The 26,864-nt window shown below is 62.2% G+C and carries 23 protein-coding genes; 13 read left to right on the top strand and 10 right to left on the bottom strand.

Annotated features, from left to right (window positions below; all coding sequences use genetic code 11):
• Positions 1 to 9: 9 nt before the first annotated feature.
• On the bottom strand, positions 10 to 1,230 hold the full coding sequence (gltS, locus tag BUC04_RS11680) for a sodium/glutamate symporter (RefSeq protein ID WP_067657147.1): 1,221 nt from the start codon (positions 1,228 to 1,230) through the stop codon (positions 10 to 12).
• An 83-nt stretch (positions 1,231 to 1,313) separates the two neighbouring features.
• A complete protein-coding gene (locus BUC04_RS11675) occupies positions 1,314 to 1,505 on the bottom strand; it encodes a hypothetical protein (protein WP_067657144.1) in 192 nt (63 codons plus the stop codon).
• Between the two features lie 261 nt (positions 1,506 to 1,766).
• Between BUC04_RS11675 and BUC04_RS11670 the strand changes: the two genes are divergently transcribed.
• Entirely contained in the window at positions 1,767 to 1,964 is a 198-nt protein-coding gene (locus tag BUC04_RS11670) for a hypothetical protein (RefSeq protein WP_067657141.1), read from the top strand.
• 60 nt (positions 1,965 to 2,024) lie between these two features.
• Here BUC04_RS11670 and BUC04_RS11665 read toward each other — a convergent pair whose 3' ends face one another.
• A complete protein-coding gene (locus BUC04_RS11665) occupies positions 2,025 to 3,380 on the bottom strand; it encodes an ADP-ribosylglycohydrolase family protein (protein ID WP_067657138.1) in 1,356 nt (451 codons plus the stop codon).
• 433 nt (positions 3,381 to 3,813) lie between these two features.
• On the opposite strand from BUC04_RS11665, the gene BUC04_RS23940 reads away from it, so the two are divergent.
• Positions 3,814 to 3,966 carry a hypothetical protein gene (locus BUC04_RS23940; RefSeq protein WP_156479983.1) on the top strand — a complete coding sequence of 51 codons (153 nt, stop codon included), beginning with the start codon at positions 3,814 to 3,816 and terminating at the stop codon, positions 3,964 to 3,966.
• 113 nt (positions 3,967 to 4,079) lie between these two features.
• Here BUC04_RS23940 and BUC04_RS11655 read toward each other — a convergent pair whose 3' ends face one another.
• Both BUC04_RS11655 and metH read right to left on the bottom strand, forming a co-directional pair.
• On the bottom strand, positions 4,080 to 4,487 hold the full coding sequence (locus tag BUC04_RS11655; protein ID WP_067657132.1) for a GFA family protein: 408 nt from the start codon (positions 4,485 to 4,487) through the stop codon (positions 4,080 to 4,082).
• Positions 4,488 to 4,587: 100 nt separating this feature from the next.
• Positions 4,588 to 8,256, bottom strand: coding sequence for a methionine synthase (gene metH / locus BUC04_RS11650; protein WP_067657129.1), 3,669 nt, complete (start codon positions 8,254 to 8,256; stop codon positions 4,588 to 4,590).
• A gap of 221 nt (positions 8,257 to 8,477) precedes the next feature.
• Between metH and BUC04_RS11645 the strand changes: the two genes are divergently transcribed.
• The 3 genes from BUC04_RS11645 (at position 8,478) to BUC04_RS11635 (ending at position 11,897) form a co-directional block, all read left to right on the top strand.
• A complete protein-coding gene (locus BUC04_RS11645; protein WP_067657126.1) occupies positions 8,478 to 9,671 on the top strand; it encodes a DUF2920 family protein in 1,194 nt (397 codons plus the stop codon).
• On the top strand, positions 9,664 to 10,212 hold the full coding sequence (locus tag BUC04_RS11640; protein WP_067657123.1) for a DUF6942 family protein: 549 nt from the start codon (positions 9,664 to 9,666) through the stop codon (positions 10,210 to 10,212). The genes BUC04_RS11645 and BUC04_RS11640 overlap by 8 nt, the downstream gene beginning before the upstream one ends.
• 209 nt (positions 10,213 to 10,421) lie before the next feature.
• On the top strand, positions 10,422 to 11,897 hold the full coding sequence (locus BUC04_RS11635) for an alpha/beta hydrolase (RefSeq protein WP_067657120.1): 1,476 nt from the start codon (positions 10,422 to 10,424) through the stop codon (positions 11,895 to 11,897).
• 79 nt (positions 11,898 to 11,976) lie between these two features.
• Here the strand turns inward: BUC04_RS11635 and BUC04_RS11630 are convergent, their stop codons facing one another.
• Positions 11,977 to 14,610, bottom strand: coding sequence for an Ig-like domain-containing protein (locus BUC04_RS11630; protein ID WP_067657117.1), 2,634 nt, complete (start codon positions 14,608 to 14,610; stop codon positions 11,977 to 11,979).
• A gap of 247 nt (positions 14,611 to 14,857) precedes the next feature.
• On the opposite strand from BUC04_RS11630, the gene cobO reads away from it, so the two are divergent.
• Genes cobO through BUC04_RS11615 form a run of 3 tightly spaced genes read left to right on the top strand, consistent with a single transcriptional unit; the run spans position 14,858 to position 17,331 of the window.
• Positions 14,858 to 15,457, top strand: a complete 600-nt coding sequence (gene cobO / locus BUC04_RS11625; protein WP_067657257.1) for a cob(I)yrinic acid a,c-diamide adenosyltransferase — start codon at positions 14,858 to 14,860, stop codon at positions 15,455 to 15,457.
• A gap of 49 nt (positions 15,458 to 15,506) precedes the next feature.
• Positions 15,507 to 15,926 (top strand): MarR family winged helix-turn-helix transcriptional regulator, encoded by a 420-nt coding sequence (locus BUC04_RS11620; RefSeq protein WP_159437692.1) that lies wholly within the window; start codon positions 15,507 to 15,509, stop codon positions 15,924 to 15,926.
• Positions 15,927 to 15,978: 52 nt separating this feature from the next.
• Positions 15,979 to 17,331, top strand: a complete 1,353-nt coding sequence (locus BUC04_RS11615) for an MATE family efflux transporter (protein WP_067657111.1) — start codon at positions 15,979 to 15,981, stop codon at positions 17,329 to 17,331.
• 14 nt (positions 17,332 to 17,345) lie between these two features.
• Here the strand turns inward: BUC04_RS11615 and BUC04_RS11610 are convergent, their stop codons facing one another.
• Both BUC04_RS11610 and BUC04_RS11605 read right to left on the bottom strand, forming a co-directional pair.
• A complete protein-coding gene (locus BUC04_RS11610; RefSeq protein WP_200804686.1) occupies positions 17,346 to 17,960 on the bottom strand; it encodes a YceH family protein in 615 nt (204 codons plus the stop codon).
• A gap of 97 nt (positions 17,961 to 18,057) precedes the next feature.
• Positions 18,058 to 18,402, bottom strand: coding sequence for a 5-carboxymethyl-2-hydroxymuconate Delta-isomerase (locus BUC04_RS11605; protein WP_067657105.1), 345 nt, complete (start codon positions 18,400 to 18,402; stop codon positions 18,058 to 18,060).
• Positions 18,403 to 18,531: 129 nt separating this feature from the next.
• Here BUC04_RS11605 and BUC04_RS11600 point away from each other — a divergent pair, with 129 nt between their 5' ends.
• The 4 genes from BUC04_RS11600 to BUC04_RS11585 all read left to right on the top strand — a co-directional run bounded on the left by BUC04_RS11600 (position 18,532) and on the right by BUC04_RS11585 (position 23,233).
• Positions 18,532 to 19,038, top strand: coding sequence for a DUF6580 family putative transport protein (locus BUC04_RS11600; RefSeq protein ID WP_067657102.1), 507 nt, complete (start codon positions 18,532 to 18,534; stop codon positions 19,036 to 19,038).
• Positions 19,038 to 19,577 (top strand): cobalamin adenosyltransferase, encoded by a 540-nt coding sequence (locus BUC04_RS11595; protein ID WP_067657099.1) that lies wholly within the window; start codon positions 19,038 to 19,040, stop codon positions 19,575 to 19,577. The genes BUC04_RS11600 and BUC04_RS11595 overlap by 1 nt, the downstream gene beginning before the upstream one ends.
• Before the next feature lie 162 nt (positions 19,578 to 19,739).
• The gene (locus tag BUC04_RS11590) at positions 19,740 to 21,632 is read left to right on the top strand and encodes a TonB-dependent receptor domain-containing protein (protein ID WP_067657096.1); all 1,893 of its coding nucleotides are present in this window, start codon (positions 19,740 to 19,742) and stop codon (positions 21,630 to 21,632) included.
• A gap of 83 nt (positions 21,633 to 21,715) precedes the next feature.
• Complete coding sequence (locus BUC04_RS11585) at positions 21,716 to 23,233, top strand: GGDEF domain-containing protein (RefSeq protein WP_067657092.1); 1,518 nt, start codon at positions 21,716 to 21,718, stop codon at positions 23,231 to 23,233.
• On the opposite strand, the gene BUC04_RS11580 is transcribed toward BUC04_RS11585, so the two are convergent.
• Together BUC04_RS11580 and BUC04_RS11575 are read right to left on the bottom strand one after the other, a co-directional pair.
• Positions 23,228 to 24,157, bottom strand: coding sequence for an adenosylmethionine decarboxylase (locus BUC04_RS11580; RefSeq protein WP_082766583.1), 930 nt, complete (start codon positions 24,155 to 24,157; stop codon positions 23,228 to 23,230). The genes BUC04_RS11585 and BUC04_RS11580 overlap by 6 nt on opposite strands.
• A gap of 261 nt (positions 24,158 to 24,418) precedes the next feature.
• The gene (locus tag BUC04_RS11575; protein ID WP_082766582.1) at positions 24,419 to 25,684 is read right to left on the bottom strand and encodes a DUF4056 domain-containing protein; all 1,266 of its coding nucleotides are present in this window, start codon (positions 25,682 to 25,684) and stop codon (positions 24,419 to 24,421) included.
• A gap of 249 nt (positions 25,685 to 25,933) precedes the next feature.
• Here BUC04_RS11575 and BUC04_RS11570 point away from each other — a divergent pair, with 249 nt between their 5' ends.
• Positions 25,934 to 26,857, top strand: a complete 924-nt coding sequence (locus tag BUC04_RS11570; RefSeq protein ID WP_067657090.1) for a hypothetical protein — start codon at positions 25,934 to 25,936, stop codon at positions 26,855 to 26,857.
• Positions 26,858 to 26,864 lie beyond the last annotated feature (7 nt).

The following is a 26,864-nucleotide window of genomic DNA, read 5'->3' as shown; positions in this document are numbered from 1 at the left end:
TTTTCATTACTACAACCCGACGAAGAAGCCGATCACCAGGGCATTGATGATGTCGACGAAGAAGCCGCAGACCAGGGGCACCACGATAAAGGCCTGGTGGCTGGCACCGTACTGGCGGGTCACCGCGGTCATGTTGACGATGGCGGTGGCGGTGGAGCCCAGGGTGATGCCGCCAAAGCCCGAGCAGATCACCACCGCATCGTAGTTGCGTCCCATCAACCGATAGACCACGAACAGGGTAAACAGCACTGACAGGGTGATCTGCAGCGCCATCACCACCGAGATATACCCCAGCAGCCCCTCCAGCTCCCATAGCTTCAGCCCCATCAGGGCCATGGTGAGGAACATCCCCAGGCAGATGTCGGAGATCATCGCCAGCCCCTCACCGCCCTCCTGCTCCCAGCGTCGCTCCCGGTTGCGGGTCAACCAACGCCCTAGGTTACCGATCAGGATGCCGGCGATCAGGCAGCTGACAAAGGTGGGCAGGTTGGCGCCGATCCCGGTCAGCAGTTCAGCGATGCCATGGCCCAGCATCAGGGTTACGTTGAGCCAGAACCAGGCCCAGAGCACGCCATAGTAGGTCAGGCGCGGGGTCTGCTCGCTGTCGTGGGTGACACCGATATCCAGGTCGTCGTCACCGGAGGGCTGAACCTGGTGTTTGTGCATCAGGTAGCGGGCGATGGGGCCGCCGATAAGACAGGCGGCAATCAGGCCGACGGTGTTGGAGGCAACCCCCAGCTCCATGGCATTGAGGATGTCGAACTCCGATACGAAGGTGGGGGCCCAGGCCAGGGTGGTACCGACGCCGCCGATCAGGCTAATGGAGCCGGACAGCAGGCCGGCCTTGGGATCCATGCCGAAGCTGCCGGCGATGCCCATGCCCAGCAGGTTTTGCAACACGATAAAGACGCTGGCCAGCACCAGCAGGGTCAGCAGTGGCCGGCCGCCCTTAAGCAGGGTTTGAATGTCCGCCTTGAGGCCAATGCCGGCAAAGAAATAGAGCAGCAGCAGATCGCGCACCTCCAGCTCGAACTCGATCTGGCGGTCGAAACCGTAGTAGAGCACCCCCACCACCAAGGCGCAGAGGAAGCCCCCGATCACCGGCTCCGGGATGGAGTAGCGCCGCAGCAGCGCCGAACGGGTAGTCAGATCCTTGCCGATAAAGAGCAGCAAGATAGCGAGGGTGAATGCGATAAACGCTGGAACTTCAACAAGCTGGGGGGTGGGCATGGCGGCCCCATCCGGTAGTGATTGAGTGTTGCTGAAATCCTAGCCGGTATCCTAAGGGCTGCCAATGCCTTAGTGCGAATCGCTCAGTAATACAGGTCGCAGTCGGTATGCAGTTGGGGATCCGGCTCCACCTCGCTGGCGTTCAGATCCATCAGTTGATGGCTGGTCAGGTGCTCCACCTGCACCTTGCCGTTATCACTGTCCAATCGAACCACGCGACCCACCTGGCCACTGAACAGCACCCACATCCCTTCTCGAATGTCCTGGATCTCCATCTCGACCTCCTTGGGTCTCGAATACACCCTGTCGCTACGAGCGTAGCACGGGCTGAGATCAAGGCACGGAGAGGGGATCATAAGGTGGTGTCCGCGCCATTCTGAATCGGGACTGAAAGCTGGGGAAATAATCGTCAATCGGGTTGGGATTTGTGAGGCAGCTCCTTGCGCACTAACAGTCTTATGTTACAGTCATATGGCAATCGACAATTAAAGAGATATTGTCTATCGAATCAAAGACTTTACGCTAAGGGGACCCAGATGACCGCACTGCATATCGCAAAACTCGGCATTCCTACTGTGACCAATCAGAACGCCGGCTCCAACCTGGAACCGAGCATCGCACCGGAGAAGGATCCGATGCACGACACCCACGCCATGGCGGAGCAGGGACGTACCCATCAGCTGTGTCGTCTGCTCAAGGTGCCGTACCAGCGCAGCACCATGATCTCGCAGTAATCCCTTTAGCGAAAAGTTTTAAGCCCCGCCATCGCGGGGCTTTTTTGTGTCTGAGCGGCGTTATTTGTCCGCCATGGTGCTGGACGGGAATATGCGCCAGCCCTGGCTGTCCGCCTCGCCCATCTGAAAGTCCCTTACCACCCAGTCGATGATCTGACTGCCTTGGCGGGCCATGTTGTCAAAGCTGTCGATGCCCTGATTGGCAAAGCCGCGACGGGTACGGTGGATATGAAAGCGGTCGGCAAAGCGCCGCTCAAATCCCGCCTCCAGACCGGATTGGCCATCCATAAAGCCCAGCAGTCCTCCCCAGGTGGCGGCGGGATTGTCGGAGTCCCAGCCCATCAGCACCGCCAGTTTGACCGTTGCCTGATAGTCGCCCTCGCCATAGAACAGGCTCACCAGGCTGGCGGCAAAGTTGATGCCGGAGGCGAAACAGCCGTTGCAGTAGAACTCCGGGCCGCTTTGCCGGTAGCCGGCCTGCTGCTCCACCTGGTAACGCTGATGCAGGGCATCCCTTACCGACTCCCAGGGCGTTTGTTGCTGGTAGTGGCGCCAGACGAAATCGTACATGTCCGCTACCGTGCTGCCATCGGGCAGGTGAGCCCGGCCTTGAGCGGCCATCCACAAGATCTGTTCGTGCCGGGACAGGGAGGGGTCCACCACCGGGGCCAGCGCATGGAGGATGATGTAGAACTCCGCTGCCAGCGCAGCCTCCCCCCGGGCGGTGGTGCGGATCGGCAGGTAGGCCAGCTGCAGGGCCACATCGGGTCGACCTGGTGCCAGCAGGCCAAACAGCTCGGTGCTCAGCTGGGCGTCGATCATCTGGTGGTGGGGGTTGTGCTCGGGATCGCTGGTGTGAGGCGGGACCTGCCCCTGCTGCATCAGTTCGAAGGCACGCTGGTTGGAGACCCAAAGGTAGTTTTCCGGCTCTCCCTCTGGCGTTCGGTGTGGGGTGGATTCATCGCTGTGGATATGGGCTAGCCAGCCGTCGCGGATCTGCTCGGCGCTGAGCAGCGGCGTCTGATGCTGCAGCATCAGTTGCTGGTACAGGTACTCGATGTCGGTGTCGTCATCGGCGCCCCAAAGCCCCCCTTCCGGCTCGAACACCCAATCGATGGTGGCAGAAAGATCACTGGGCACCCCGGCGCCCCAGATGCTGGGTTGGTCCGGCTGGCCCCAGTCCTCCCGGGTATAGAACTGGCCATGGGGGCCGGGTCCGCCAATCTTGTCCATCTCGGTGACCAGACCGGTCCAGTTGGCGATGCTCTGGCCCAGCCAGAAGCCCGCCAGGCGGTCGAGGTAGTCGGCGAGCGGTATCGTCACCGGCTTGCTGTCTTGCGCTGGCTGAGGGGCCGCCGGGGTAAGGCAGGGTAACAGTGCCATCGAGGCGAACAGGGCAACCCGTACTGAGGTCATAGGCCATCTTCCTTGCTTGGTCTCTATTGACCATGCCGCAGGGCTGGCCTGGGTTCAAGCGGGCTGGACGACGAATCCGATTGACCCTGACCATAAAGCGTTTTTGATGTTCAAATCCGGCTGGTTCTGGCCAAATGCACGGGTAATCGAGTACCTCGGCACAGAGGAGTTGATGAGTTCAGAGCGCATGAGGGCGACGAAGACAAGACGCAGCGATGAAGTAATAGTGGCGCTCTTTCGAAGCGCTGCAACGCAGTATTCGTTGCTCCTCATGCGCTCCCAGAGGGCTGGCCTCAGCGGAAACTGCTCTGCGTCAGCGACTTTTGACGTAGAGCCACTATGCCTTCAAGTCGCTTTCTTGCTCAGCTCCCGCTGAGTTCCAGCTGAACTCATCATTTTCCCTGTGTCGAGGTACTAACATGGAGTTCGAAAGATGAAGACGATCCCTGATGAGTGGCTGGAGATCACCAGCAAAAAGCCCCGCCGGATGCAGTGGGAAGAGCAAGAGTCCCGCCGCAAGGACCGCGGCTGGCGCGGCCATCGACGCGACAAACGACGCGTTGACGGGGATCGCTTCGATCTCTGATCCCGTTCGCCTCCTTGCCTGTTACTTTCCTGTCAAAGTCAAAGCCCTGCTCATGCAGGGCTTTTTTTGTGCCACTGGACAAGTAGGCAGGGTTAGCCGTGGAGCTTTACAGCCTAGAGCGACTCGGGATGGCCCGGGTAGCGGGTGAGCTTATCGTTAATGGTTAGCCAGGGGGCCTTGGAGTCCACATGAATGTGGAAGCTGGGCTTCTGGCTGGGGGTATCGTCCAGCGCACCCAATCGGATGTTGTAGCGGCCGGTGTCCGACTTGATGGAGAACAAGCTGGAGCCACAGGTTGGGCAGAAGGCCAGGGTGGTGGCGGGGCTCTTCTCATAGTAGCGAACCGTCTCTTCGCCCTGGATAAAGGCAAAGTGTTCGGCGCTGAGGCCACCGGCTGGAGCGTAGTCGGAACCGCTGAACTTGCGACACTCGGAGCAGTGGCAGTTGCCAACATAATCGAAGGCGTCGGCGACGCGGAACTGGATGGCGCCACAGAGGCAGGACCCGTTCAGGGTTTTCATGACAGTGGGTTCTCGGTGTAGGAATAAAGGACGAGGCGCCAACTGGATTGGCGCCTCTTGTTACAAGCTTAGTGCTGGCTGGCGTTGCCGGGGAGGGGCTTCAATCCAGCAGCGGTGCCAGCCACTTTTGCGTCTCGGCCACGGACATGCCGGTGCGCTCGGCGTAGTCTTCCACCTGGTCCTGCTGGATATCGGTGACCCCGAAGTAGCGCGACTCCGGATGGGCAAAGTACCAGCCGGACACCGCCGCGGTGGGGTACATGGCAAAGTTCTCGGTGATGTTCAGGCCGATGTTGGTATCGGGCTTAAGCAGCTGCCACAGCAGGCCCTTCTCGGTGTGATCCGGGCAGGCGGGGTAGCCCGGGGCCGGGCGAATGCCCTTGTACTTCTCCCGGATCAGCGCCTCGTTATCCAGGGTTTCGTCGGCAGCATAGCCCCAGAACTCCTTGCGCACCCGCTCGTGCATCCGCTCGGCGAAGGCCTCCGCCAAACGGTCGGCCAGGGCCTTGAGCATGATGGCACTGTAATCGTCGCCGGCAGCCTCGAAGCGTTCAATGTGCGGCTCGATGCCAATGCCCGCGGTGACCGCGAAGGCGCCCATGTAGTCGGCCTTACCGGAGGCCTTAGGGGCGACAAAATCGGACAGGGCAAAGTTGTCGTTATCGATCCGCTCCACCTGCTGACGCAGCATGTGCAGCCGCAGTAACTCCTCACTTCTGGACTCGTCTTTGTAAAGTGAGATGTCGTCGTGGTTGTCACAGCTGTTGGCCGGGAACAGGCCAATCACGGCGCGGGCGGTGAGCCAGCGCTGCTCGATGATCTGCGCCAGCATGGTCTGGGCGTTGTCGAACAGCTCCTGGGCTTCGCTGCCCACGGTGGTGTTTTTGAAGATCTGCGGGTACTTGCCGTGCAGGCCCCAGCTGCGGAAGAAGGGGGTCCAGTCGATGCGCTCCACCAGATCACTGAGCGGGTAGTCATCAAACACCTGCACGCCCAACTGATTGGGCACCGCCGGGGTGTAGTTGGCCCAATTGATCTGGTTGCGGTTGGCGCGGGCCTGTTCCAGCGGGATCAGGGTCTTACGTCGGCCCTGCTTCTCCCGTTTCTCTTTCAGCGCGGCGTACTCTTCGTAGTGTTGGGCGACAAAGGCATCGCGCTGATCACTGATCAGTTTGGCCACCACCGGCACGGTGCGTGAGGCGTCGGCCACGTAGAGGGCGCCGTGGGGGTAGTGCTCGAAGATCTTCACCGCGGTGTGGATCTTGGAGGTGGTGGCGCCACCGATGATCACCGGGCAGGTCAGCCCCGCCTTGGTGAATTCCTTCACGTTGTGGATCATCTCATCCAGCGACGGGGTGATCAGGCCGGACATGCCGATGACGTCCACCTGCTTCTCCTTGGCGACCTTGATGATCTCCTCCACGGTGACCATCACACCCAGATCGATCACCTCGAAGCCGTTGCACTGCAGCACCACGCCAACGATGTTCTTACCGATATCGTGGACGTCGCCCTTCACCGTGGCCATCAGTACTTTGCCGTTGGATTGACCCTCGACCTTCTCTGCCTCGATGTAGGGGTTGAGGTAGGCCACCGCCTTCTTCATCACCCGGGCGGATTTCACCACCTGGGGCAGGAACATCTTGCCGGCGCCGAACAGGTCACCTACGACGTTCATGCCATCCATCAGTGGCCCTTCAATCACGTCCAGTGGACGCTCAGCGGCTTGGCGGGCCTCCTCGGTGTCCTCGTCGATAAACTCGGTAATGCCCTTCACCAGGGCATGGGAGAGCCGCTCGTTAATGGGCAGGCTGCGCCAGTGGGCGTCCTTGGGATCCTCTGCCTGTTTACCGCCGCCGCGGTGATCGTCGGCGATCTCCAGCAGGCGCTCGGTGCCGTCGGAGCGGGTGTTCATCACCACATCCTCGACCTTCTCCAGCAGATCCTTATCGATGTCGTCGTAGATCGCCATCTGACCGGCGTTGACGATCCCCATGGTCAGGCCGTTGTTGATGGCGTGGTAGAGGAACACTGTGTGGATCGCCTCGCGCACCGGGTTGTTGCCGCGGAAGGAGAAGGAGACGTTGGAGATCCCGCCGGACAGGCGGGCATGGGGCAGGGTGTCGCGGATGGTCTTACAGGCTTGGATGAAGTCCACCGCGTAGTTGTTGTGCTCCTCGATGCCGGTGGCGATGGCAAACACATTGGGATCGAAGATGATGTCTTCCGGCGGGAAGTCACATTGCTCGGTCAGCACCTTGTAGGCGCGGGTACAGATCTCCACCTTGCGCTCGTAGGTATCCGCCTGGCCGGTTTCGTCGAACGCCATCACCACCGCGGCGGCGCCGTAACGACGGATCAGCTTGGCCTGCTGGATGAAGGTCTCCTCGCCCTCTTTCAACGAGATGGAGTTGACCACGCCCTTGCCCTGGATGCACTTGAGGCCGGCCTCGATCGCCTCCCACTTGGAGGAGTCAATCATCACCGGCACCTTGGAGATCTCCGGCTCACTGGCGCACAGGTTGAGGAACTTCACCATGGACTCCTTGGCGTCCAACATCGCCTCATCCATGTTGATGTCGATGATCTGGGCGCCGTTCTCCACCTGCTGACGGGCCACGTCCAGCGCGGTGTCAAAGTCGCCCTCTTTGATCAGGCGCAGGAAGCGGGCAGAGCCAGTGACATTGGTGCGCTCGCCGACGTTGAGAAACAGCGATTCGGCATCGAAGTTACAGGGCTCCAGGCCGGACAGGCGGGTGGCCACCGGGATCTCCGGCAGCTGGCGGGGCGGATGTACCTCCACCGCGGCCTTGATTGCAGCGATGTGCTCAGGGGTGGTGCCACAACAGCCGCCGACGATGTTGAGCCAGCCCTCGGCCGCCCACTGGCCGATGATGTCGGCCATCTGGGCCGGGGTTTCGTCGTAGCCACCAAATTCATTGGGCAGGCCAGCATTGGGGTGAACCGAGACCGGACACTCGCAGATGCGATGCAGCTCGGTGACGTAAGGCACCAGCTCTTTGGGCCCTAAGGCGCAGTTGAGACCAATGGACAGCGGCTGAATGTGGCGCAGTGAGTTGTAGAACGCCTCGGTGGTTTGGCCGGTCAGGGTGCGGCCGGAGGCGTCGGTGATGGTGCCGGAGATCATCACCGGCCACTTGCGGCCGAGGCGCTCGAACACGGTGTCGATGGCAAACAGCGCCGCTTTGGCGTTGAGGGTGTCGAAGATGGTCTCCACCAGGATCAGATCCGCTCCGCCCTCCAGCAGCGCCTCGGTGGATTCGCAGTAGGCTTCCACCAGGTCGTCGAAGTGGATATTGCGATAGCCGGGATCGTTGACGTCCGGGGAGATGGAACAGGTGCGGTTGGTCGGTCCCAACACCCCGGCCACGTAGCGTGGGATCCCGGTTTTGGCGGCGACCTGGTCACAGGCGGCGCGGGCCAGCTTGGCGGACTCCAGGTTGATCTCCCGAGACAGCGCCTGCATGTCATAGTCGGCCATGGCCACCGTGGTGGCGTTGAAGGTGTTGGTCTCGACGATGTCGGCACCGGCCTCCAGGTAAGCGATGTGGATCTCTTGGATAATCTCAGGCTGGGTCAGCGACAGCAGGTCGTTGTTGCCCTTGAGTGGCGAGGGCCAATCGGCAAAGCGCTCACCCCGGTAGTCGGCTTCCTCCAGCTTGTGGCCCTGGATCATGGTGCCCATAGCGCCATCCAGGATCAGGATCCGCTCCTGAAGTTGCTGTTGGAGAGGGTGTTGAGTCGACATACCGCCACTTCCTTCTTTTTGTTGCCGGACCTGCAATTGGCCTTTTATCCGTATAGACGTCTATCCTAGCGGAGCCAAGCTGGGCTGCCAAGCCTTAATCCCGTCGCGTTTTTGCTGTGACTTTGCGCCTCTTTGTGGCTGCTAACCGCCGTCAGGGCTACAGATGAGGGGATTATGGCCGTTATAGAGCAACGATGCCCCGACTGACACCGAGTACTGTTATGAATGTCGACACCCTTTCCATCGCCTCCAATGGTGAGTTTGAGCTGAGCCCCGAGGCGACCCAGCGCCATTGCGAGGCTCGTGTATTCAATCCGAAACCCGGCCAGGCCCTGGTGGTTTACCTGCCGGGGTTTGGCGCGGATCTCAGTGATTACCCGGAAGTCTTTTGCCGTAAGGTGGCTGAACAGCACGGTGTCACCAGTATGTTGGTGGAGTACCACTGCTACCGCTCACGCCCAGCGGTTGGCGCCCAGATCAACGCCGAGCCCCGTGACCTGGCGGTACTCAGCGCCATGATCCAGGCGATGGGCGGACGTCCGGCTGGGCGCTGGGACCAGGACTCGAGCCTATTGGCCCAGTTGTGTCAGCAGCAACGCCGGGCGGTGACCATCCCGGCAACCTTGCTGCCGCCTAACGGGGATTACCAGAACTTCGGCGTGCTGGCGGCGTTGGATGTGATCAATGCGGTGCGCACCGTCCTGGCGCGCTATCAGTTAGATGCCGAAGACGTGGTGCTGGTGGGTTCCTCCTATGGCGGCTACCTGGCTAACCTGGCGACCAAGCTGGCCCCGGGGCTGTGCCGGGCGGTGTTGGATAACTCCTCCTGGGCCGAGCCCAACCTGGTCTACCTGGTGGGCAAGGAGCTGGGCAAGGCGGAGTTTGGTATGAAGCTGCACGAGCTTATCCATGCCCAGCTGTGCGTAAAGTCTCCCTGGACCCTGACTCCTGGCCTGCCTAACAGCCTGACCGACAGTCGGTTGGCGATCCGCGGTTTTGCCGCCGAACAGATCCAGCAGATGGCGCAACAGGGCGGTACCGTTACCGAATACGTCTGCATCCACGCCAGCCAGGATGGCATCGCCAACACCGCTTGTAAGCAGAAGATGGTGCGTGAGATGCAGGCCGCGGGCTTTAAGGTCACGCTCCAGCTGGTTAGCGAGAAAGAGGTCGATGGCAGCTACATCAAATCCTTTACCCACGGTTTGGGGCTGTCGATGCTGCAGTTCTTCCAGCGGCACTACCCGGCCCTGCGGGTTAAGCCAAGGTTGACCGAGACCGCGCAGCCGATCCGCTACGTTCACGGCGACCAGCGCTACTGTTTCGATCTCGAGGCGCAGCCGATAAAGGCGTCGGTAGAGCAGGCCTCGGTGGAGGGCAAAGCAATGATGGAAATGGAGCCGGCGCATGCCTAGCTGGGCGGGGACGGTGGGGCTGGGCTGCGCCGACGCCCGGCTGCGGGTGCACATCGGTAACCGTCCGGCACTGGCCCCCTTTGATCAGCCCGACGGGGTGATGGCGCTGACCAACGGCGAGATTGCCGCCATCGGTCAGGCCTGTGGCAACGGCTGGCGCAAGGTGTTCAGCGTCTACGCCAAGCTGGTGCATCAGCTGCCCCAAAGCCTGTTCGAGGCCGGCCAGGGTCGACAGCGCTGGCAGCAATACCGGGATGCCCAGCTGCTGCAGCCCGGCAGTGAAACGGCACTGCTCTATTCACCCCCCGTTGCTCAACCGGCAGAGCCCTGCTGGCAGATCCTGATGGGGCGGGGTTATGGCAGCGAGGTTGCCGCGCAGGCGGGGATCCCCTTGACCTGGCTGGACGGTCAGTTTGCGGTGAGCCCCAACCATGGGGTGATCCTCTGCCCCTACTTTGACTACCGTCAGCTGACCAATGCCCGCATCGAACGGCTGGTGGCGCTGATGATGCAGGGCGAGACACCCCGGCAACCAAGCTAAACCTCGGCGCAATCTTAGGCTATCCGCAGCCCGCTCTGGTGCAGAGACCAGTCCAGATCCCCCCTTTGGCGTGCTGAGCCCTTGTTTTTGCTAGCCTGAATGGGAAGATCAGTGCCAGCAAGGCCAACCCGATGCCAGCTGATGCGCTTGGCGGATCGGCAGGACAATAATCGGGCCTGTTACCACTCACCGCCACGCAAGGACAGATCATGCCGCACAAACCGGATAGCCCATCGCACTCGAGCAAGGACAGGGTGTCTTCGCGCCGACGCTATCGTTGGCTGCGACCGCTGGGCTGGGTGCTGCTGGGGGCGCTGCTGCCGGTCATCGGCACCGTGGTGCTGTGGTTTCAGCAAAAACCGGCGCTCTCGCCGTGGCACGATACCTTTTTGAATGAAGACTACTCCCACCGCGAACCTGCCCCGAGCTTTGATGACTACCTCAAGCAGGAGCAGCGGGTGTTTGATGAGCTGGCGGCGCTGACCCTCAGTGATGACCCCGCCGACCGGCTTAATCGCTACCAGCACGGCAGCCTGTCTGACCCGGCACGATGGGGCGGAGCAGGCAATCGCAGCTACGAGTGGCCCAATCCTGAGGCGGAGTATGCCCTGTTGTTGCTGCATGGGCTGACCGACTCCCCCTACAGTGTGGCGCACTTTGCCAACCATTTTGCCCCCCACAGCCATGTGCTGGGATTGCGCCTGCCGGGCCATGGCACCCTGCCATCGGCACTGGTGGAGCTGGAGTGGCAAGACCTGACCTCGGCGGTGGAGTTGGCAGCGGATCACCTGGCTGCCCAGCACCCGGACAAGCCCCTGATCGTGGTGGGTTACTCCACCGGGGCACCGCTGGCACTGGAGCTATCAATGCGCAGGATCCGGGATGGCGAGGCTGCGCCATTCGATGCCATGGTGTTTGTCTCACCGGCCATCGGGGTGACGGCGGCGGCCGCTGCCGCTCGCTGGCAGTCCCGGTTGGGGCACCTGCTGGGCCTGGATAAGCTGGCCTGGAACTCGGTGATCCCCGAGTATCACCCCTTCAAGTACAACTCCTTTGCTATCAATGGAGGCGACCTGGTGCATCGTTTGCTGCGCCATAATCGTGCCCTGTTGGCCAGCCTGAGTGAGCCACAGCGGGCGATGATGCCGCCGGTGCTCTCCTTCCAGTCACTCACCGACGCCACGGTGACCCCGTCGGCGGTGCTGGATCTGCACCTGCTGCAGCGCCGTCGCGGTGATGATGAGCTGGTGCTGTTTGATATCAATCGCCGTCTGGCCAGCCATAGCCTGTTGCGCCAGGACCCCATCGGCCTGCTGGAGCGCTATGCGCCATTGCCCGGTGTGACGGTGGTGGAGAATCAGTTTGCCGCCAGCGGCAAGGCACTGACCCAAGTGCAGGCGCGAGACTGGCAGGAGGGGAGGGTGGAGACACTGCCCTGGCACTGGCCGGACACAGTGCACTCGTTGTCGCACATCTCGATGCCGATGCCAGCGGAGGATCCGGTGCTGGGCAACGGTGAAATCCATGGCGAGCATATCCAGCTGGGCAACATGGCGGTGCGCGGCGAATATGGTGTGCTGGCCTTCTCCTCGGCCCTGTTGTTGCGTCAGCAGTGGAACCCCTTTTTCCCCTACCTGTTGCAGCGTACCGACGCGTTTATTGAGCGCCAACTGGTGCAGCGCTAGTGCTGCGCTAGTTGGCGGCGCGAAAGCAAACGGCAGGCCCGAGGGCCTGCCGTCATCCAACCAAATGCCTTGCGCTCACTTAGCGATACAACAGCTTTTCACCGGTGGCGAGGTTGACCATCCAGAAGCCGCCAAAGTCATCGTCGGCCAGCCAGACCAGGTCGCCATTGACCGGGTGGATCCCGGTGGGGTCGCCAAACTGGTAGTGGCCTGAGATGGGCGCCAGCAGCGGCGTGGTGCTTTGGCTGGCCAGTTCCAGGCTCATCAAGGTGTCTTCCGACCAGCTGTAATACCACACGGCCGACCCATCCGGGCTCAGTGCCAGGTAGTCATTGCTGGCAAACCTTTGTTCGGGCACCAGGGTTGAGCGACTGCCGTCGGCCAGGTCGATGGCGACAAAGGCGCTGCCAGTGCGTCCCTGGGTCTCAACGATGGCTCGCTGGCCGGCGATATCCAGCATCAGGGCGGTGTTGTCGTCCAGCGAGAAGGCGGGGTCCTCCGCCGAGATCTCGGTGATCGCCAGGGTATCCAGATCGATCGCCTTTAATGCCTCGTCCTCGATGAAGAAGAGCCGCCCGTCAGCGCCCAGGGCCGGGTGGCCGAAGTAGCTGCCGGCATCGGAGGCCACCAGGTACTCCAGCTCGCCGCGGGCCAGGTCGTAGCTGAGCAGGCCATCGTACTCATCGTACAGGTAATAGCGCTGACGGGCTTCGTCCCATACCAGCTTGAGGATATCCTCGCCGGGCCTGGCCAGCTCAGACAACTCGCCGCTGCGCAGGTCCAACGACATCAACACATCCTCATCGCCATACACCAGCCGGTGCTGCTCGGCGTGGTAGTGCACTGCCGTGGGCTCCTGGATCCCCCAGGGCGCACCGCTGAAGCCCTCGACCTCCGCTGAGCGATACTCGCCGGTGGTCGGCTGATAAAGCAGGGGGCCGGGGTAGAAGCCCAGCACTATCTCGCCACTGGTCGGGTGCACATCCACCCCCTGCAGGGACTCGTCGTTTAGGAACAGCGACTCAGGCACCCGGTGGTGTTCACTCAGGCACAGGGTATCCAGCGGCAGCTGATGGGTGGCCCAGCGCTCGTTCTGCATCACCAGGTACCAGACGCCATCGCGGATGGGCGAGCTGTAATTGACCTCCCTGCTGGCAAAATCGAGGCATCCCGGGTCGCTGGCGGTGGTGAGCGTCGTTAGGCGGTCTTGGTCAGCCCCGGTGAGGGCCAGGGACAACAACTGGCCCTGGTCGCTACCCCAGTCCCAGTCGGCCAGCAGCAGGCGCTGATTGACCTCATCCAGGACCATCGTCTTGACCGAATTCAGGGTGATACCGTCCGCTGCCTGGGCGGTGTCGGCCAACAGGGTCAGGTTCTGGCCGGCCAGCTCGTAGCGGTAGAACTCTTCGAATGCGTCCCACTCCATGGTATCGGGGTTCTGACGAGAGCCTTTATGGATAAAGTACAAGGTGCCGCCATCGGCGGAAGTGGTCAGGTGGTCCGCCCGTCCTGGCGTATCGCCCAGGTCGAGGATTTCGGTGCTGGTCTTGTCGGTCAGGTTGATCTCCACCAGCTTCCAGACGCTTTGGTCAAAGTCCCATACCGAAGCCAAGATGCGCTCCGAGTCGAGTGGCGCATAGAAGTCCAGCTGCTCGATGCTCAACCCAGTGAGGTGTTCGGCCGAATAGGCTCGGGTTTCCTGAGTCTCCAGATCGAAGATAACCAGGGCATCGGCCCGATAGTCGTCCACCAGCAGGGTGTGCTCATCCAGGAAGGCGACACCGCTGCTGCCCTGGTGCATGTCGCCGGCGTAGCGCACCACGCGCTGCAGCGGCAGGCTGTGGGTGGCGGTTTCGATCGCCACCTCGAACACCGTGTCCCCCAGTGCCAGCGGGTAGCTCTGCTGCCACTGGCTTTGCTCGGTAAGGCTGAGGGTCTCACCGTTGATGACGATCTGCTCCAGCGGCTGCTCGCTGGTCAGCGATAGAGTGACCTGGCTGTCGCCACTGAGGCCGTTGTAAGGGGGAAAGAACTCGACCCCCTCCAGATTAGCGGCGATGGCTCGCTCGACAGCGACCGGCCACTCAATCTCGGTGTCGGCCGTCCCATCAGTGACTGAGAGGGTGAGCGTGAAGGTACGTCCGGCCCGAGCCGGCTCGCTGATCGTCAGCTCGGTGCCATCCAGGGCACAGCTGAGCTGCTCGGCGCAGTTTGACAGGGAGTAGCTGAGGGCGTCGTCCTCGATATCGCTGGCGTAGGGGGCTAAATCCAGGGTTAAGGATTCGCCATAGACCAAGCTGGCCTCTGGCAGCCCGAACCAGACAGGCGCATCGTTGACCGGCTCTACGGTGAGCAGCAGGGTGGTGCTGAGGTTGTCGGTGCCGTCGCTGACACTCAGCTCCAGTGACTGCTCGCCATGGAAGTTCTCCGCCGGTGTCAGGATCAGGCTGTCGTCGCCCAAGGCACAGCCCCAGGCCTCACCGCAGCGGTCGATGGTCAGCTTCAGCGTATCACCGTCACCGTCCTGGACCAGCTCCGCAAAGCTGACGGTCAGCGGGGTATCTTCCTGGGTAGTAAGCCCCTCGACCAGCCACTGGGGGGCGGCATTGGTTGGCGGCGGCTCGACCGGCGGTGGGGCCGTTGGGGCTGGGTCGTCACCGGAACCGCAAGCGGTCAGCAGCAGGGTGGCAGTGGCAAGCAGCGTCTTGTTCATGGAGATCCCTTCAAGAATGAACAACGGATGGCCCTCTGTGGGTGAGAGCTCTTGGCAATGAGATGGATGGTGCAGTTAACACTTATTTCACATCATAGGGAGGTGGACCATGTGAAACAAGCACTTGCGACTGCTTGCCCGGTCACAGACCAATACCGGGGTGCTGGGGTCGGGTCTGGACGCTGCGGGCCATTGGCTGCACACTTACCGCTCCAGCACAACCGCCAACGAACAGCAGGGATGGCCCATGGTTGAAAGAGACAGCGATAAACATAAGGCACGACAACAGCGATTGAAGCAGCAGGTCGATGCCAAGGTGGCACAAGCGACCGAAGAGCGTGGCGTGTTGCTGGTGCTCACCGGCAATGGCAAAGGCAAATCCACCGCCGGCTTTGGCACCGTGCTGCGCGCGGTAGGCCATGGCAAGCGCTGCGCGGTGGCCCAGTTTATCAAGGGGGAATGGCCCTGCGGCGAGCGCAATGTGCTGGAGCAGATGGGTGTGCCCTTTTACGTGATGAAGACCGGCTTTACCTGGAACACCCAGGATCGCCAGGGTGACAGCCAGGCCGCCGAGCGGGTCTGGCAGGGGATCCGAGCCGAACTGGCGGATCCCAAGGTCGATTTGGTGCTGCTGGATGAGCTCACCTACATGCTCAGCTACCACTACCTGGACCTGGAGCAGGTGTGTGACGCCATTGCCGCCCGCCCTGCGCACCAACACGTGGTGATCACTGGCCGGGCCTGTCACCGCCGTCTGCTGGAGATGGCGGATACGGTATCGGAGATCGCGCCGGTTAAGCACGCCTTCGAGGCCGGCATTAAAGCCCAACAGGGACTGGACTGGTGAGCAGCGCTTGCATTTGGTTAGCCTGTCTAACAAAATTGCTGGTATGAAGGTGGAACACGCACTGATGGCGCTGGAGCGCCACATCACCCGTCGTTGGCGCGAGTTGCCGCAAGATGCCGGCATGGCGCTGAGCTACGGCGAATACGATTACCTGCAGACCCTGGCGGAGCTGGGTAGCGTGCGGCTGTCGGATCTGGCGCTGGAGATGCGGGTCAGCAAGCCGACGGCCAGCAGCATGGTCAAACGGTTGCAGGCCAAGGGATTGTTGCAGCGCAATGCCTGCCCCGAGGATGGCCGTGCCAGCCTGCTGTCACTGAGTGAGTCCGGCCGGACATTGTTGAACCGCGACGGGGAAACCTATGCCCGCTTTGTCGGCGAGTTGCTGGCGGGGCTGACTGAGCCGGAGCATCAGCAATTGGCGACCCTGTTGCAGCGCATGGTGCAACAGAGCCAGTCCGGCCAGCGCTGAGTTTTTTTGGTTAATTAGTTAGAGACTCTAACCGAGTTTGATGAGGTCGACGATGGGGCAAACCCAACTCTCTCAAGGCAGCGTGGATCGCCAATTCTGGCGCTACGTACTCCCTACCGTGGCCGCCATGTTGGTCAGTGGCCTGTACCAGGTGATCGACGGGATCTTCATTGGCCGCTACGTTGGCGCCGAGGGATTGGCGGGGATCAACCTGGCCTGGCCGCTGATAGGCGCGCTCTATGGCATCGGCATGATGATCGGGGTGGGCAGCGGCGCGGTGAGCTCACTGGCCCGGGGCGAGAAGCGCCCGGCTCAGGCACGCCGGGCCCTGGGCAACGGCTTTGTCCTGATTGTGCTGCTGGGCCTGGTAGGGATGACCCTGCTGGGGCTGTGGGGAGAGCAGGCGCTGTTGTGGCAATCCGCCAGTGGTGAGGCACTGATTCATGCCCAGGATTACCTGCGGGTGTTCTTTTATGCCGTGCCCCTGGCCTTAGGGGGCATGGCCTTACCCTTTATGGTGCGTAATGACGAGGCCCCGAACCGGGCTACCGCCATGATTGCGGTGGGCGCGGTACTCAACGTGCTGCTGGATGCGCTGTTTGTCGCCCTGCTGGGCTGGGGCCTAACCGGTGCGGCGATTGCCACCGCGTTATCTCAGGCGGTGGTGATGGCGATGGGTCTGGCGCACTTCTTCAGTGCCCGGGCACAGACTCGGTTGAGCCTGGGGGATCTGACGCCGGACTGGGGCCTGAGTTTGCGCAGCTGCGCCATCGGTCTGTCCAGCCTGCTGATGTACAGCTACTTCAGCTTTATTGTTGCCCTGCACAATGCGCTGTTCCTGCATTACGCCGATGCGGTGCTGGTGGGGGCCTTTGCCATCGTCGGCTACACCGCCACCCTGTATTACCTGCTGGCGGAAGGGGTCGCCTCCGGCACCCAACCGCTGATCAGCTACCACTATGGTGCCGGCGAGCTGACCCGGATGAAGCAGTTTGTGCAACGCATGCTGTGGGTGGCGGTCGGCAGTGGGGTGCTGGCGGTGCTGGTGGTTAATCTGTGGGTGGGGCCGATCATCCATCTGTTTGGCGGCGATGACCGGGAACTGTTCGATGCCACCTTGCTGGGGATGCGGCTGCACCTGTCGATGATGTTCCTGGACGGTTTGATCTTCTCAGCAGGGGTGCTGTTTCAAAGCCTGGGGATGGCCCGTAAGGCCACCGCCATCACCCTGGCCAACATGCTGGTCCAGCTGCCATTCCTCTGGCTGTTGCCCAAGCTGCTGTCGGTTTCCGGGATCTGGCTGGCGGTGCCTGTCTCCAACCTGGTGCTGTCGCTGGGGGTAATTGTGCTGCTGCGACGGGAATGGCAGCGGCTGACAACGAAGTCGCAGGGCGCGCCGGGCTGACGCGCCCGGGGGGATCATTCGCCGTTCAGTTGCGCCTGAAGCCGGGCGATCTCCGCCTTAAGCACGCGGTTTTCCTGCTCCAGCTGGAGGATGCGGGCCTTGTCGTCGGCGGCCACATCGGCGGTGGTAACCATCTCCACCTCGCCGGAGAACAGGTGGGCGTAGCGGCTCTCCCGTTTACCGGCTTCCCGCGGCAGCTGCACCACGTAGCCCTGCTCGGCCATCTGCTTGAGCACCGCCTCAACCTGGCTGACGTCGTCGAACTGACACAGTCGATTGGTGCGGGAGCGCAGCTCACCGGGGGTTTGCGGGCCCCGCAGCAGCAGTACGCAGACGATGCCACGCTCCTGTTCAGACAGTTGCAGGCCACCGAAGGGGGTATTGCAGAAGCGGTGCTTGTATTTGCTGGCGCGGGCGCCGCCCTCTTCGCTGATCATCCGTTTGTCCCGCAGCTGATTGAGGGTGTGTTGCACCTCACCGTCGGAGAGACTCAGTACCGGATCCCGATTGCTCTTCTGGTTACAGGCCCCCTTCAGGGCGTTCAGGGTCAGCGGATAGAGGTCGGGGGTGGTGCTCTCCTTCTCCAGCAAACAACCTATCACCCGGGCCTCGTTGAGGCTGAGATTCATCTCCATAGCAGCGCTCCAATACGTCAGTGATGATGCAGTATTTACCGGCGATGGGGCAGACAGCAAGGCCCCGAAGGCCCAAATGCCCAGACTTTGCTCAGCCGTCGTTGTGCTTGCGATAGGCCAGCGCCGACAGCTCGGTCAGGTTAACCGAGGCGCTGGCTAATGGCGGCATGGCGGCCACCAGGGCGGCCAGCAGGGTGTCGCTGATCGCCCCCTGGGTAACGGCATCGCGGCCGGGTAGGATCGCCACCTCTAGGTGAGCAAAGGCGCGGGCCTGGCCGGCCACCAGGTAGTGGCAGCAGGGCAGGGCACGAACCTTGATGGCCGCGGCCTGAAACTGACCGGTGGCCAGCGCCGCATGATGCAGCTGTTCCAGCACAGCGGTGATATCGCACAGCCCTTCCAGCTCCTGGGCATATTCGAGACGCAGATGAGGCACGGTGTGTTTCTCTCTTGTTATGGTGTGGTAATGGACGTTAAGATTTCTAGCCGTCCAAACTGGAAGTTCCTCAGCGAACTCCGTATCCTGTATGGGCCCGGAGTGTACGGGACACCACTGGAGAACACCATGAGAAACAAAGTGATCGCGGTTACTGTGCTGATCGCACTGTGCGCCCTGTACCGGGTCTTGCCGCATCCATTCAACTTCACCCCCGTGGCGGCCATGGGCCTGTTTGCCGGCGCCATGTTTGACAGCAAGCGCCTCGCCCTGGTGGTTCCGCTGGTGGCGATGCTGCTGAGCGATCTCTTTATCGGTCTGCATGAGACCATGCTGTTTGTCTACCTGGCGATGGCGATCACCGCCGGCATCGGCATGCTATTGCGTCAGCGTCGCAGCGTGGCGACCATCGCCCTGGCCGGTGTGGCTAGCAGTCTGCAGTTCTTCTTTATCACCAATACCGGCATGTGGGCGGTCACCGACTTCTATCCCCACACCTGGGCCGGGCTGGTGCAGTGCTGGGTGATGGGGCTGCCGTTCCTGCAGCATGATCTGGCCAGCACCTGGCTGTTCAGTGCGGTGCTGTTTGGCGGCTACGCCATGCTGTCGCGCCATTACCCGCAGCTGCAACGCTGATGCCCCGCCGCCTGAGCTCGGATAAGCGGGAGCTGTGCTACCCCTTTATCTTCGAAACCGGCCCCAGCTGCGACTTTGAGGTGCAGACCGACGAGCTGTGCTCGCTCACCGGTAACGCCCAGGCGCTGCTGGCGCAGGAGCTGGCGGGAACGGAGCTGTTGGCGCAGCTGACCCCGGAGCTGCAGCGGGTACAGGCCCTGATCTACCACCTTAACGGCTCTGTGCGTGGACGTTTGGCGGTAGAGGAGCAAGACCTGGACTGGCTCAAGCAGCGCTACGATCACCACAACGGGTTTGGCGCCGTCAGCGGTTTTGTCCTGCCTACCGGCTCGCCGGCGGTGATGGCACTGCACCTGTGTCGCAGCGGTGCCAAAAAAAGCATTCGTCAGCTGGTGCGTTGTGAGGAGGCGGGGCTGGAGGTTGATCCCATCCTGCTGCGCCTTGGCAACCTGCTGACCAACTATTTCTTCTGCCTGTCGGTTCGGGTTAAGGCCCAGCTGGGGCAGGAGGAGATCCCCTTCGTCAGTAAAAGCTACTGACCCAGGGACATAGGAGTGGCGGCATCATGCCGCCGACAAGGAAGCAATGCGTTGAGGTGGATGAATCCGGTGAGACCCCGGAACTGGCGCGCAACGGTGTTTGGCTTTGGCCATCAGTCCGATCTCCCCTCACGCCCTGACCTACGCGAACTAGGAAATACCATGAAAAAGCTGCAACTCCCCTTCGCCCTAGGGGCGGCCTGTCTGTCGCTGTCCCAGGCCTGGGCCCTGACGGTGGACGAAAACCTGGTGATCACCGGCGATCGCTTTGAGCAACCCGCCGCCACGGTGCTGGCCCCGGTGACCCTGGTCGATCGTGCCCAGATCGAACGGATGCAGGCCCACAGCCTGACTGACATCCTGCGTACCCTACCCAATGTCGACATCAACCAGTATGGCGGCCGTGGCCAGAATGCCACGGTCACCGTCCGTGGTGGCACCAGTGCCCAAACCCTGTTGTTGCTGGACGGCGTCCGCCTGGCTCAAGGGGTGGCTGGCCCGGCCAACATCAACGCCATCCCGGTGGCCCAGATCGAGCGGATCGAACTGGTGCGCGGTGCCCGGGCCTCCATCTACGGTTCCGAGGCGATGACCGGCGTCATCAACATCATCACCCGCCAGGGCCAGGACGGCACTCAAGTTCGTCTCGGCGGCGGTGAACTGGGGCGTTGGCAGGCGGATGCCCGTCACCAGGGGACCCTAGCCGGTGGCACCGTCAAGGCGGTGCTGGCCTACGAGGAGGAGGAGGGCTACAACGCCCATCCGGTGCCCGGCGTCAACGACGACGATAAGCACGGCTTCACCGGCAAGAGCGCCCTGTTCAGCTACGACCGTGAGCTGGGCCAACACTTCGACCTCTATGGTGCCGCTCGCTGGTTCCAGAACGAAAGCCAGTACGACAACTCCAGCCTCGGTCTGCCGGAGTTTGGCATCCCCGATACCCGCGAACGCAAAGAGAACCGCCAGGAAGCGCTGGATCTGCAGCTGCAGCTGGGCTATCAGCGGGACGACTTCCAGGCCCAGTGGCTGGCGCAAACCAGCGATAGCAAAGCCTACGACTACCGCGATGAGCTGGGCTACCGCGAGGCGCCCAACTACAGCCATCTGCGCCAGCACAACCTGGCCTGGCTCAACCAGCTGCAGCTGGGTCAGGCCTTCACCCTCGGAGCCGGAGTGGACTGGCGTCGTGAGGAGCTGCGGGATGACTCCACGGTAGAGGATTGGATGACCGGCGGCGGAGTGCCTTTCGCTCCGGAGACCCTGAGTCGGGATAACACCGGCCTGTTTGCCCTGGGGCGCTATGTGCAGGGGGGCCATCAACTGGAGTTGGCACTGCGCAGCGACGACAACGAGCAGTTTGGCCGTCACAACACCTGGCAGCTGGGCGGCGCCCTGGCCCTGGGCAGCCACTGGCGTGCCCTGGCCAGCATCGGTACCGCGTTCCGCGCGCCGAGTTTCTACGATCTCTACTACCCGGGGTTCAGCAACCCGGATCTCAAGGCGGAACAGTCCGATAACGCCGAGTTGGCGTTGGAAGGCAACTGGGAGCAATGGGATCTGCGCCTGGGCTGGTTCCGCCAGGAGGCGGAGGATCTGATCCAGTACAACCAGGCGACTTTCCGCCCGGAGAACATCGGTGAGGCGCTGATCCAGGGGCTTGAGCTGGAGCTGGGTGCCAGCACAGGTGCGCTTGAGCATCGTCTTAGCTACAGCCTGCGGGACAGCGAAGACAAGAGCAATGGCAACGAGCTGGCCGGCAGTGCCCGCCACAACGCCAAGTACGACTTGACCGCCGGTTGGTCGCGTTACGAAGCGGGCACCAACCTGATCTACCGGGGCAGCCGTTACGGCGATGCCGCCAACAGCGTGCGCCTGGACAGCTACCTGGTGGTGAACCTGTTTGCCTCGGTGGCGCTAGGTGAGCACTGGACCCTGCGGGCCCGGCTGGAGAATGCGCTGGATGAGGAGTACGTCACCATCGCTGATACCTTCTCCGGTGGCAGCTACCCCGGAACCCCGCGCAGTGTCTTTGCAACGGTGGAGTACCGACTGTAAATCCAGACTTTTTTTATCAACGGCGGCCAGATGGGCCGCCGTTTTTGTGTCTGCGTGCCACACTTGCCACAGAGGAGGACGCCATGACCCTACGGCAAGTTTCCCTGGTCACCACCCTGTTGGTGGTGCTGATCCTGCTGTTCTGCTATTGGCTGGTGCGCAACGCCGTGGTGCTGCCCTACGTGGAGCAGCAGGTGCTGGCGGCCCAGCGTCATGAGATCAACCGGGTACAGTTTCATCTTGATGGCCGTATCCGCCAGCTGGAGACGGTGACCCAGGAACTGGCCCGCTCGGATGCGATCATTGACGCCCTGGCCGGCCGCACCCTGCCGCCGCTGCTGACCGTGGACATCCCGCTGCTGGACGGGGTCTACCTGTTCAACAGTGCGCTGGAGCTGGTCAGTGCTCAGCACGCCGGCGACTCGGTCAGCAACTTCCTGGATAGCCAGGAGGCCTACCGTCGTGCCCGGCTGATGCCGATCCTGCATCCGCAGCAACCGCGGGTGCGCAGCGGCCTGCTTAAGCTGGGGGACAAGCTGGACTTCTACGCCGCCGCCACCATCTGTCGCGAAAGCGCAGAGGATTGCGGCTATGGCTACCTGATGCTGACCAAGGGGATCGACGAGGGGTTGGGAGATTTGCTCAAGGAGGGCAGTGGCCTGAGCATCGAGTACCGGGCCGCCACCCTGGCGGATCAGAACCTGGAGCCGATGGAACACCCGGAGCGATTGAGCCGGCCAATGCGGGTGCGCAGCCTACTGCTCAGTGACGCCCTGGGCCAGCCTTCGGTGGTGCTGACCCTGCGCCACAAGGCGCGGCCGCCGGAGGCGATCGGCAAGCTGGAATGGGGGGTCTACGGCATCATCGCCCTGGTGGGGGCCATCGTCGCGCTGGTGCAGTACAAGATCCTGGTGCGGCCGATGGAGCGGGGCGTTGCCACCATTCGAGCGATGGAGCGGCACCAGCAGTTTCGCAGCGTCAACAGTCGGGCTGAACTGTTGGAGTTTCACCAACTGGCCAAGGTGTTCAATGGCCTGATGCGGATGCTGGCGAGTCAGGAGGAGAAGATGGCCAACCTGACCCGCACCGACTCCTTGACCGGTCTGCCCAATCGCCGTGCCCTGGATGACTTTCTCGATGAGGAGTGGCGTCGGCTGCAGCGGCATCGTCGTGGCCTGGCGATCCTGCTGTTGGACATCGAACAGCTGCATCAGTTTAACGAGGCGCGGGGCTATGGCCAGGGGGATCAGGCCCTGCTCAAGCTGGCCCGGGTGCTGCGCTCGCTCAGTCGTCGCGGCGGTGAGGTGGCCGCGCGCTACGGCGGCGATGAGTTTGCGCTGGCCCTGACCGAGATGGACCAGGCAACCCTGGAGAAGCTGGTGCGGGCGATCCGCACCAAGTTGGCGGCCCAGGCGCTGTTCACAGAAGGGGGATTGCGGGTCAATATCGGCGCGGCGATGATAGCGCCGGGTTTGGCCCCGGAAGGGCTGACGTTAACCCTGGTAGACCTCTTCGCCCATGCTGAGCAGGCCCTGTACGAAGCCAAGCAGGGCCAGGGCTGGGCCTTATGGCAGCCCGAGCCCCAACCGCTGGAGTTATAGCGGATCGGCGCTGCGCACCTGGGTATTTGGTAGCAGGAAGTGCTGGAACGCCATGCGGTAACCGATATCCAGGGTCTGCTCGGCGTGATCAATCAGCTGAACCCCTTCGGCATGAGCCAGCGGGCAGGGCAGGTTGAAGCTGATCAGGTCATAGCTTTGTGGCTTCAGTACCCGCAGCAGGTGGTTGAGCACCGGTATCAACGCCTCGGCCTCGAGGTTGGATTCGAAGCTGACGTAGGAGCTGTCCTCCTGCGGGGTGATGTGCATGGTGACGTAGCGATCGCCGCAGATCCCATTCATCGAGTAGCCAAAGGGCTGGAACAGGAACTCGTCGAACTGGAACTGGGGCAGCAGCTGTGACCAGCCCATCCGTTGCTGGATCCCCGCCAGGGTTTGCCCCTCACTGCGCAGGTACTCGGCATCGGCGCCGGTGATGTGATACATCAGCAGCTCGCCGGTGGCGTCGTCTGCCTGGGGCTGATAGGGCCGGTCCAAATGGAACAGGTAGTTATGGTGACCATCCAGGTGGCCCAGACGCCAGGCCTTGCCCTTGAGGTGCGGGGCCAGTGAGGCCAGGTCGTCACTGAAGCTGCTCTTCTGCAGCTGTGCCTGGTACTCGTTCTTACGCTGGTAGGTCAGCATCGCCAGCTTATCTTCGCTGAAGTGCTTGAGAAACTCGGTGACGGCATGGACCAGGGTGGTGGTGCCGCAGGTCAGCATCAGGAAGCGGTCTTCCCAGACAAACAGACTGGACTCCGACAACAGGTAGGCGTCACACGCCTCGTTGTGCACGGAGGACAGGATCTCAGCATTGGCCTTGGCCACCAGCTGAGCCCAAAAGGGACGCCCCAGGCTGCGCAGCGACGGCTGGCCCGGTTGCATTACGGCTTCGACTTTCTTCTCGGAGCCTTCGAAAAACATCATGGTGTGTATCCCGTTGAAGGTCAGTGACGTGGTTTGGTAAGTACAGGCCTTACCGCCCCCCAACGAGTTTGGTTGAAATTGCTCAGGTTGCGCTGTCGAGAGATGACAGATGTGGGAGCCCAAGGAGTTCAACCGCCCTCCCGACTGCCCCTGAACCGGGGGGGTTCCCGGCCGGTAGCAGCACAGCGGCGGCGATTATACATCAGCGGTGATGGGGAACCACTCACCGCTGACTGTTTTGACTTTTTTCCCTTTGAGCGGCTACTGGCCGAGCAGCTTCTGGTACTCGATCTGATCCAGCTCGCGACTGCGGCTGACAATGGCGGGGTAATCCAGATGGGTGAAGCCGTGACGCCACAGCGCCTCATCGAACTGGGCAAAGCTGGCCTGGTAGCGCGGCGAGACGGTCATCACCACCTGGGCCAGGGTATCCAGCTCCAGCCCGAACATCTGCGGTTGCAGGGCCAGCGGGTGGGGCTGCTGCCCAGCGGCCAGGAAGGTGTCCAGACGGTCCCAGTGGCGGCTGTCCCGGGCCCACTCCACCGGCACCAGGTAGGGGGTCTGCTGATCGCCCATCTGGTAGTGGCGCAGGGTTACCATGTACTTGGCCGGGATGGGTCGGCTGGAGTCCCACCAGTGGCCATCGATGACGTCGAACAGGGCATTGCTGGTGCCGCGATCCACCGCGCCCAGCCAGTCCAACGCCTCGTCCAGCCACAGCGTCATGCTCTGGTTGTAGAGATCGCTGTTGAGCACCAGGTTGGCGCTGATCAGCGCTCGGGCCAGCTTGGCGCCGAGCATGTTGGAGTAGAGATCCTCCGGCGAGAAGGCGGATACGGTTTCCGGCCAGCCGGCAAAGCTGGCGTAGCCGTGCCACTGGGCGATCTCATGGGACTCGGCCTTAAAGTAGGCCATGCGAGCCGCCAATTCTGCCGCCAGCTCCCAGCGCTCCCGGTTGGTCAGCTCCGGCAGTTCCACCGTCTGCATCTGGATGTAGCGCTCGCCGATCTCATCCGGCAGCTCGATGCGGTGCTCCTCACCCAGGTGGCGCACCATCTCGAAGAACAGTGCCACGGTGTCATCGGCGGTGTCCCGCACATGGGCCAGATCGATAAAGCCACCCTGCAGGGTGTAGATCATGCCGTTGTTTTCGCTGCCGCGGTTGCCGTTGGCGCTGGCCCCAGAGGAGGTGTAGGCAAAGGTGCCTCCATCGAACTGGTGCGGGCCGACGTCGCCGGCGCCGACGGTGTTGCCAAGGCGGAACAGCGGGATCGGCACCCGGCCGATGGCCACCTTCTGCAGGTTGCCAAAGGCACAGCAGGGGCGCACGTTCTGGGGAACGGGAAAATGGGGCAGGCTGTCGGCGGGCAGGTCCCACAGCGCCACCTGGGTTTCAGCGCCATTGAGGGCGCGGGCCACGGTGTCGCTGTCCGGACGCACCTGACCCTGCCAGGCGACGCTGCTGCAGCCGGTGAGCAGGGTCGCCAGCACAGCGGCAAGCAGTCGGTGAGGGGTGAATAGGCTCAATGCACTCACTGGTAATTTGATCTTGGTCTCGGTTAATTGTTGGGCGACGAACTAAACTCCGCCATCCAAAAGTTGAGGCGGGGATTGTATCGCCGTGACCGGGTGATGAATCAACCGTGACAATTCGTTGATTCAGCTTGCCTTAAGCTAGTGCTGGGCATACTTATCAGCGTTAACTCGACTTCCGTGCTTTGCATCGTCCGGCCCTCCCAGCCGGACTTTTTTTCGTGGTGAGATTTGATGTCCTTGATGCGTAATTCCATTGCAGCCCTGGCACTTGGTGCTGCTTCCGTTGCTCCGGCCCTGGCCCAGGAGTCCTTCTTCCCCATCTGGGGCGAGGAAGCGGCGGCCCGTGGCTACACCCTGCCCAAGCCCTACGGTTTCTCCATCTCCTACATGGATATGAGCAACCCGGTGAAGGTGCACAGCATCGATCTGGCGGGTCACCCGGTACTGGATGCCATCGAGGTGGACGCCCCGGATGCGGAGTTCGAGGGCTACAACGTTACCGCCCGTGGTGACGTCTGGATCCTGCCGTTCTGGAGCGTGTACGGTATCCTCGGCTACACCTCCGGCGACAGCACCGCCACCATCCGCTCACTGGGCTGTGACGTGGACAACGTGACCTCTACTGGCAACCCCTTACAGGATGCGATCAACAAAGGCCTGTGTGCCACCGTGGATGGACTCGGTGGCGCTGCGGTGGGCGCCCCCTTTGCCCTGGATCTGCACGGCGGCACCTACGGCGCCGGTACCACCCTGGCAGGCGGCATCGGCAACTGGTTTGCCCTGGTGGACATGAACTACACCTACACCGATCTCTCCATCATCGACGGCGACATCAAGACCTTCGTGGCGGCGCCGAGGGTCGGCTATCGCTGGGAGTTTGACGGCGGCCGTGAGCTGCGCCTGTTCGCCGGCGCCATGTACCAGAAGGTGGACCAGTCCCTCAGCGGTAACCTGTCCGATCTGGGTCTGCCCGATCCGATTGGCGATGCCATCAACGGCCTGGCCCCGGACGGCAAGTTCTACGTTGAGCAGAGCGGTACCTCGCGTTGGAACACCGTGGTGGGGGCTCAGTACGCCCTGAGCCGTGACTGGGAGGTGTTGCTGGAGTCCGGCTTTGGTGCCCGCCGCACCAGCTTTATCTCCGTTTCCCGTCGCTTCGGCTAAGCTGCGA

This window comes from Ferrimonas marina, from assembly GCF_900129905.1.
In the GTDB taxonomy this organism is placed as follows: Bacteria; Pseudomonadota; Gammaproteobacteria; order Enterobacterales; family Shewanellaceae; genus Ferrimonas; species Ferrimonas marina.
Note: the sequence above shows the minus strand (reverse complement) of the source record. Positions and strands in the feature narration are given on the sequence as shown.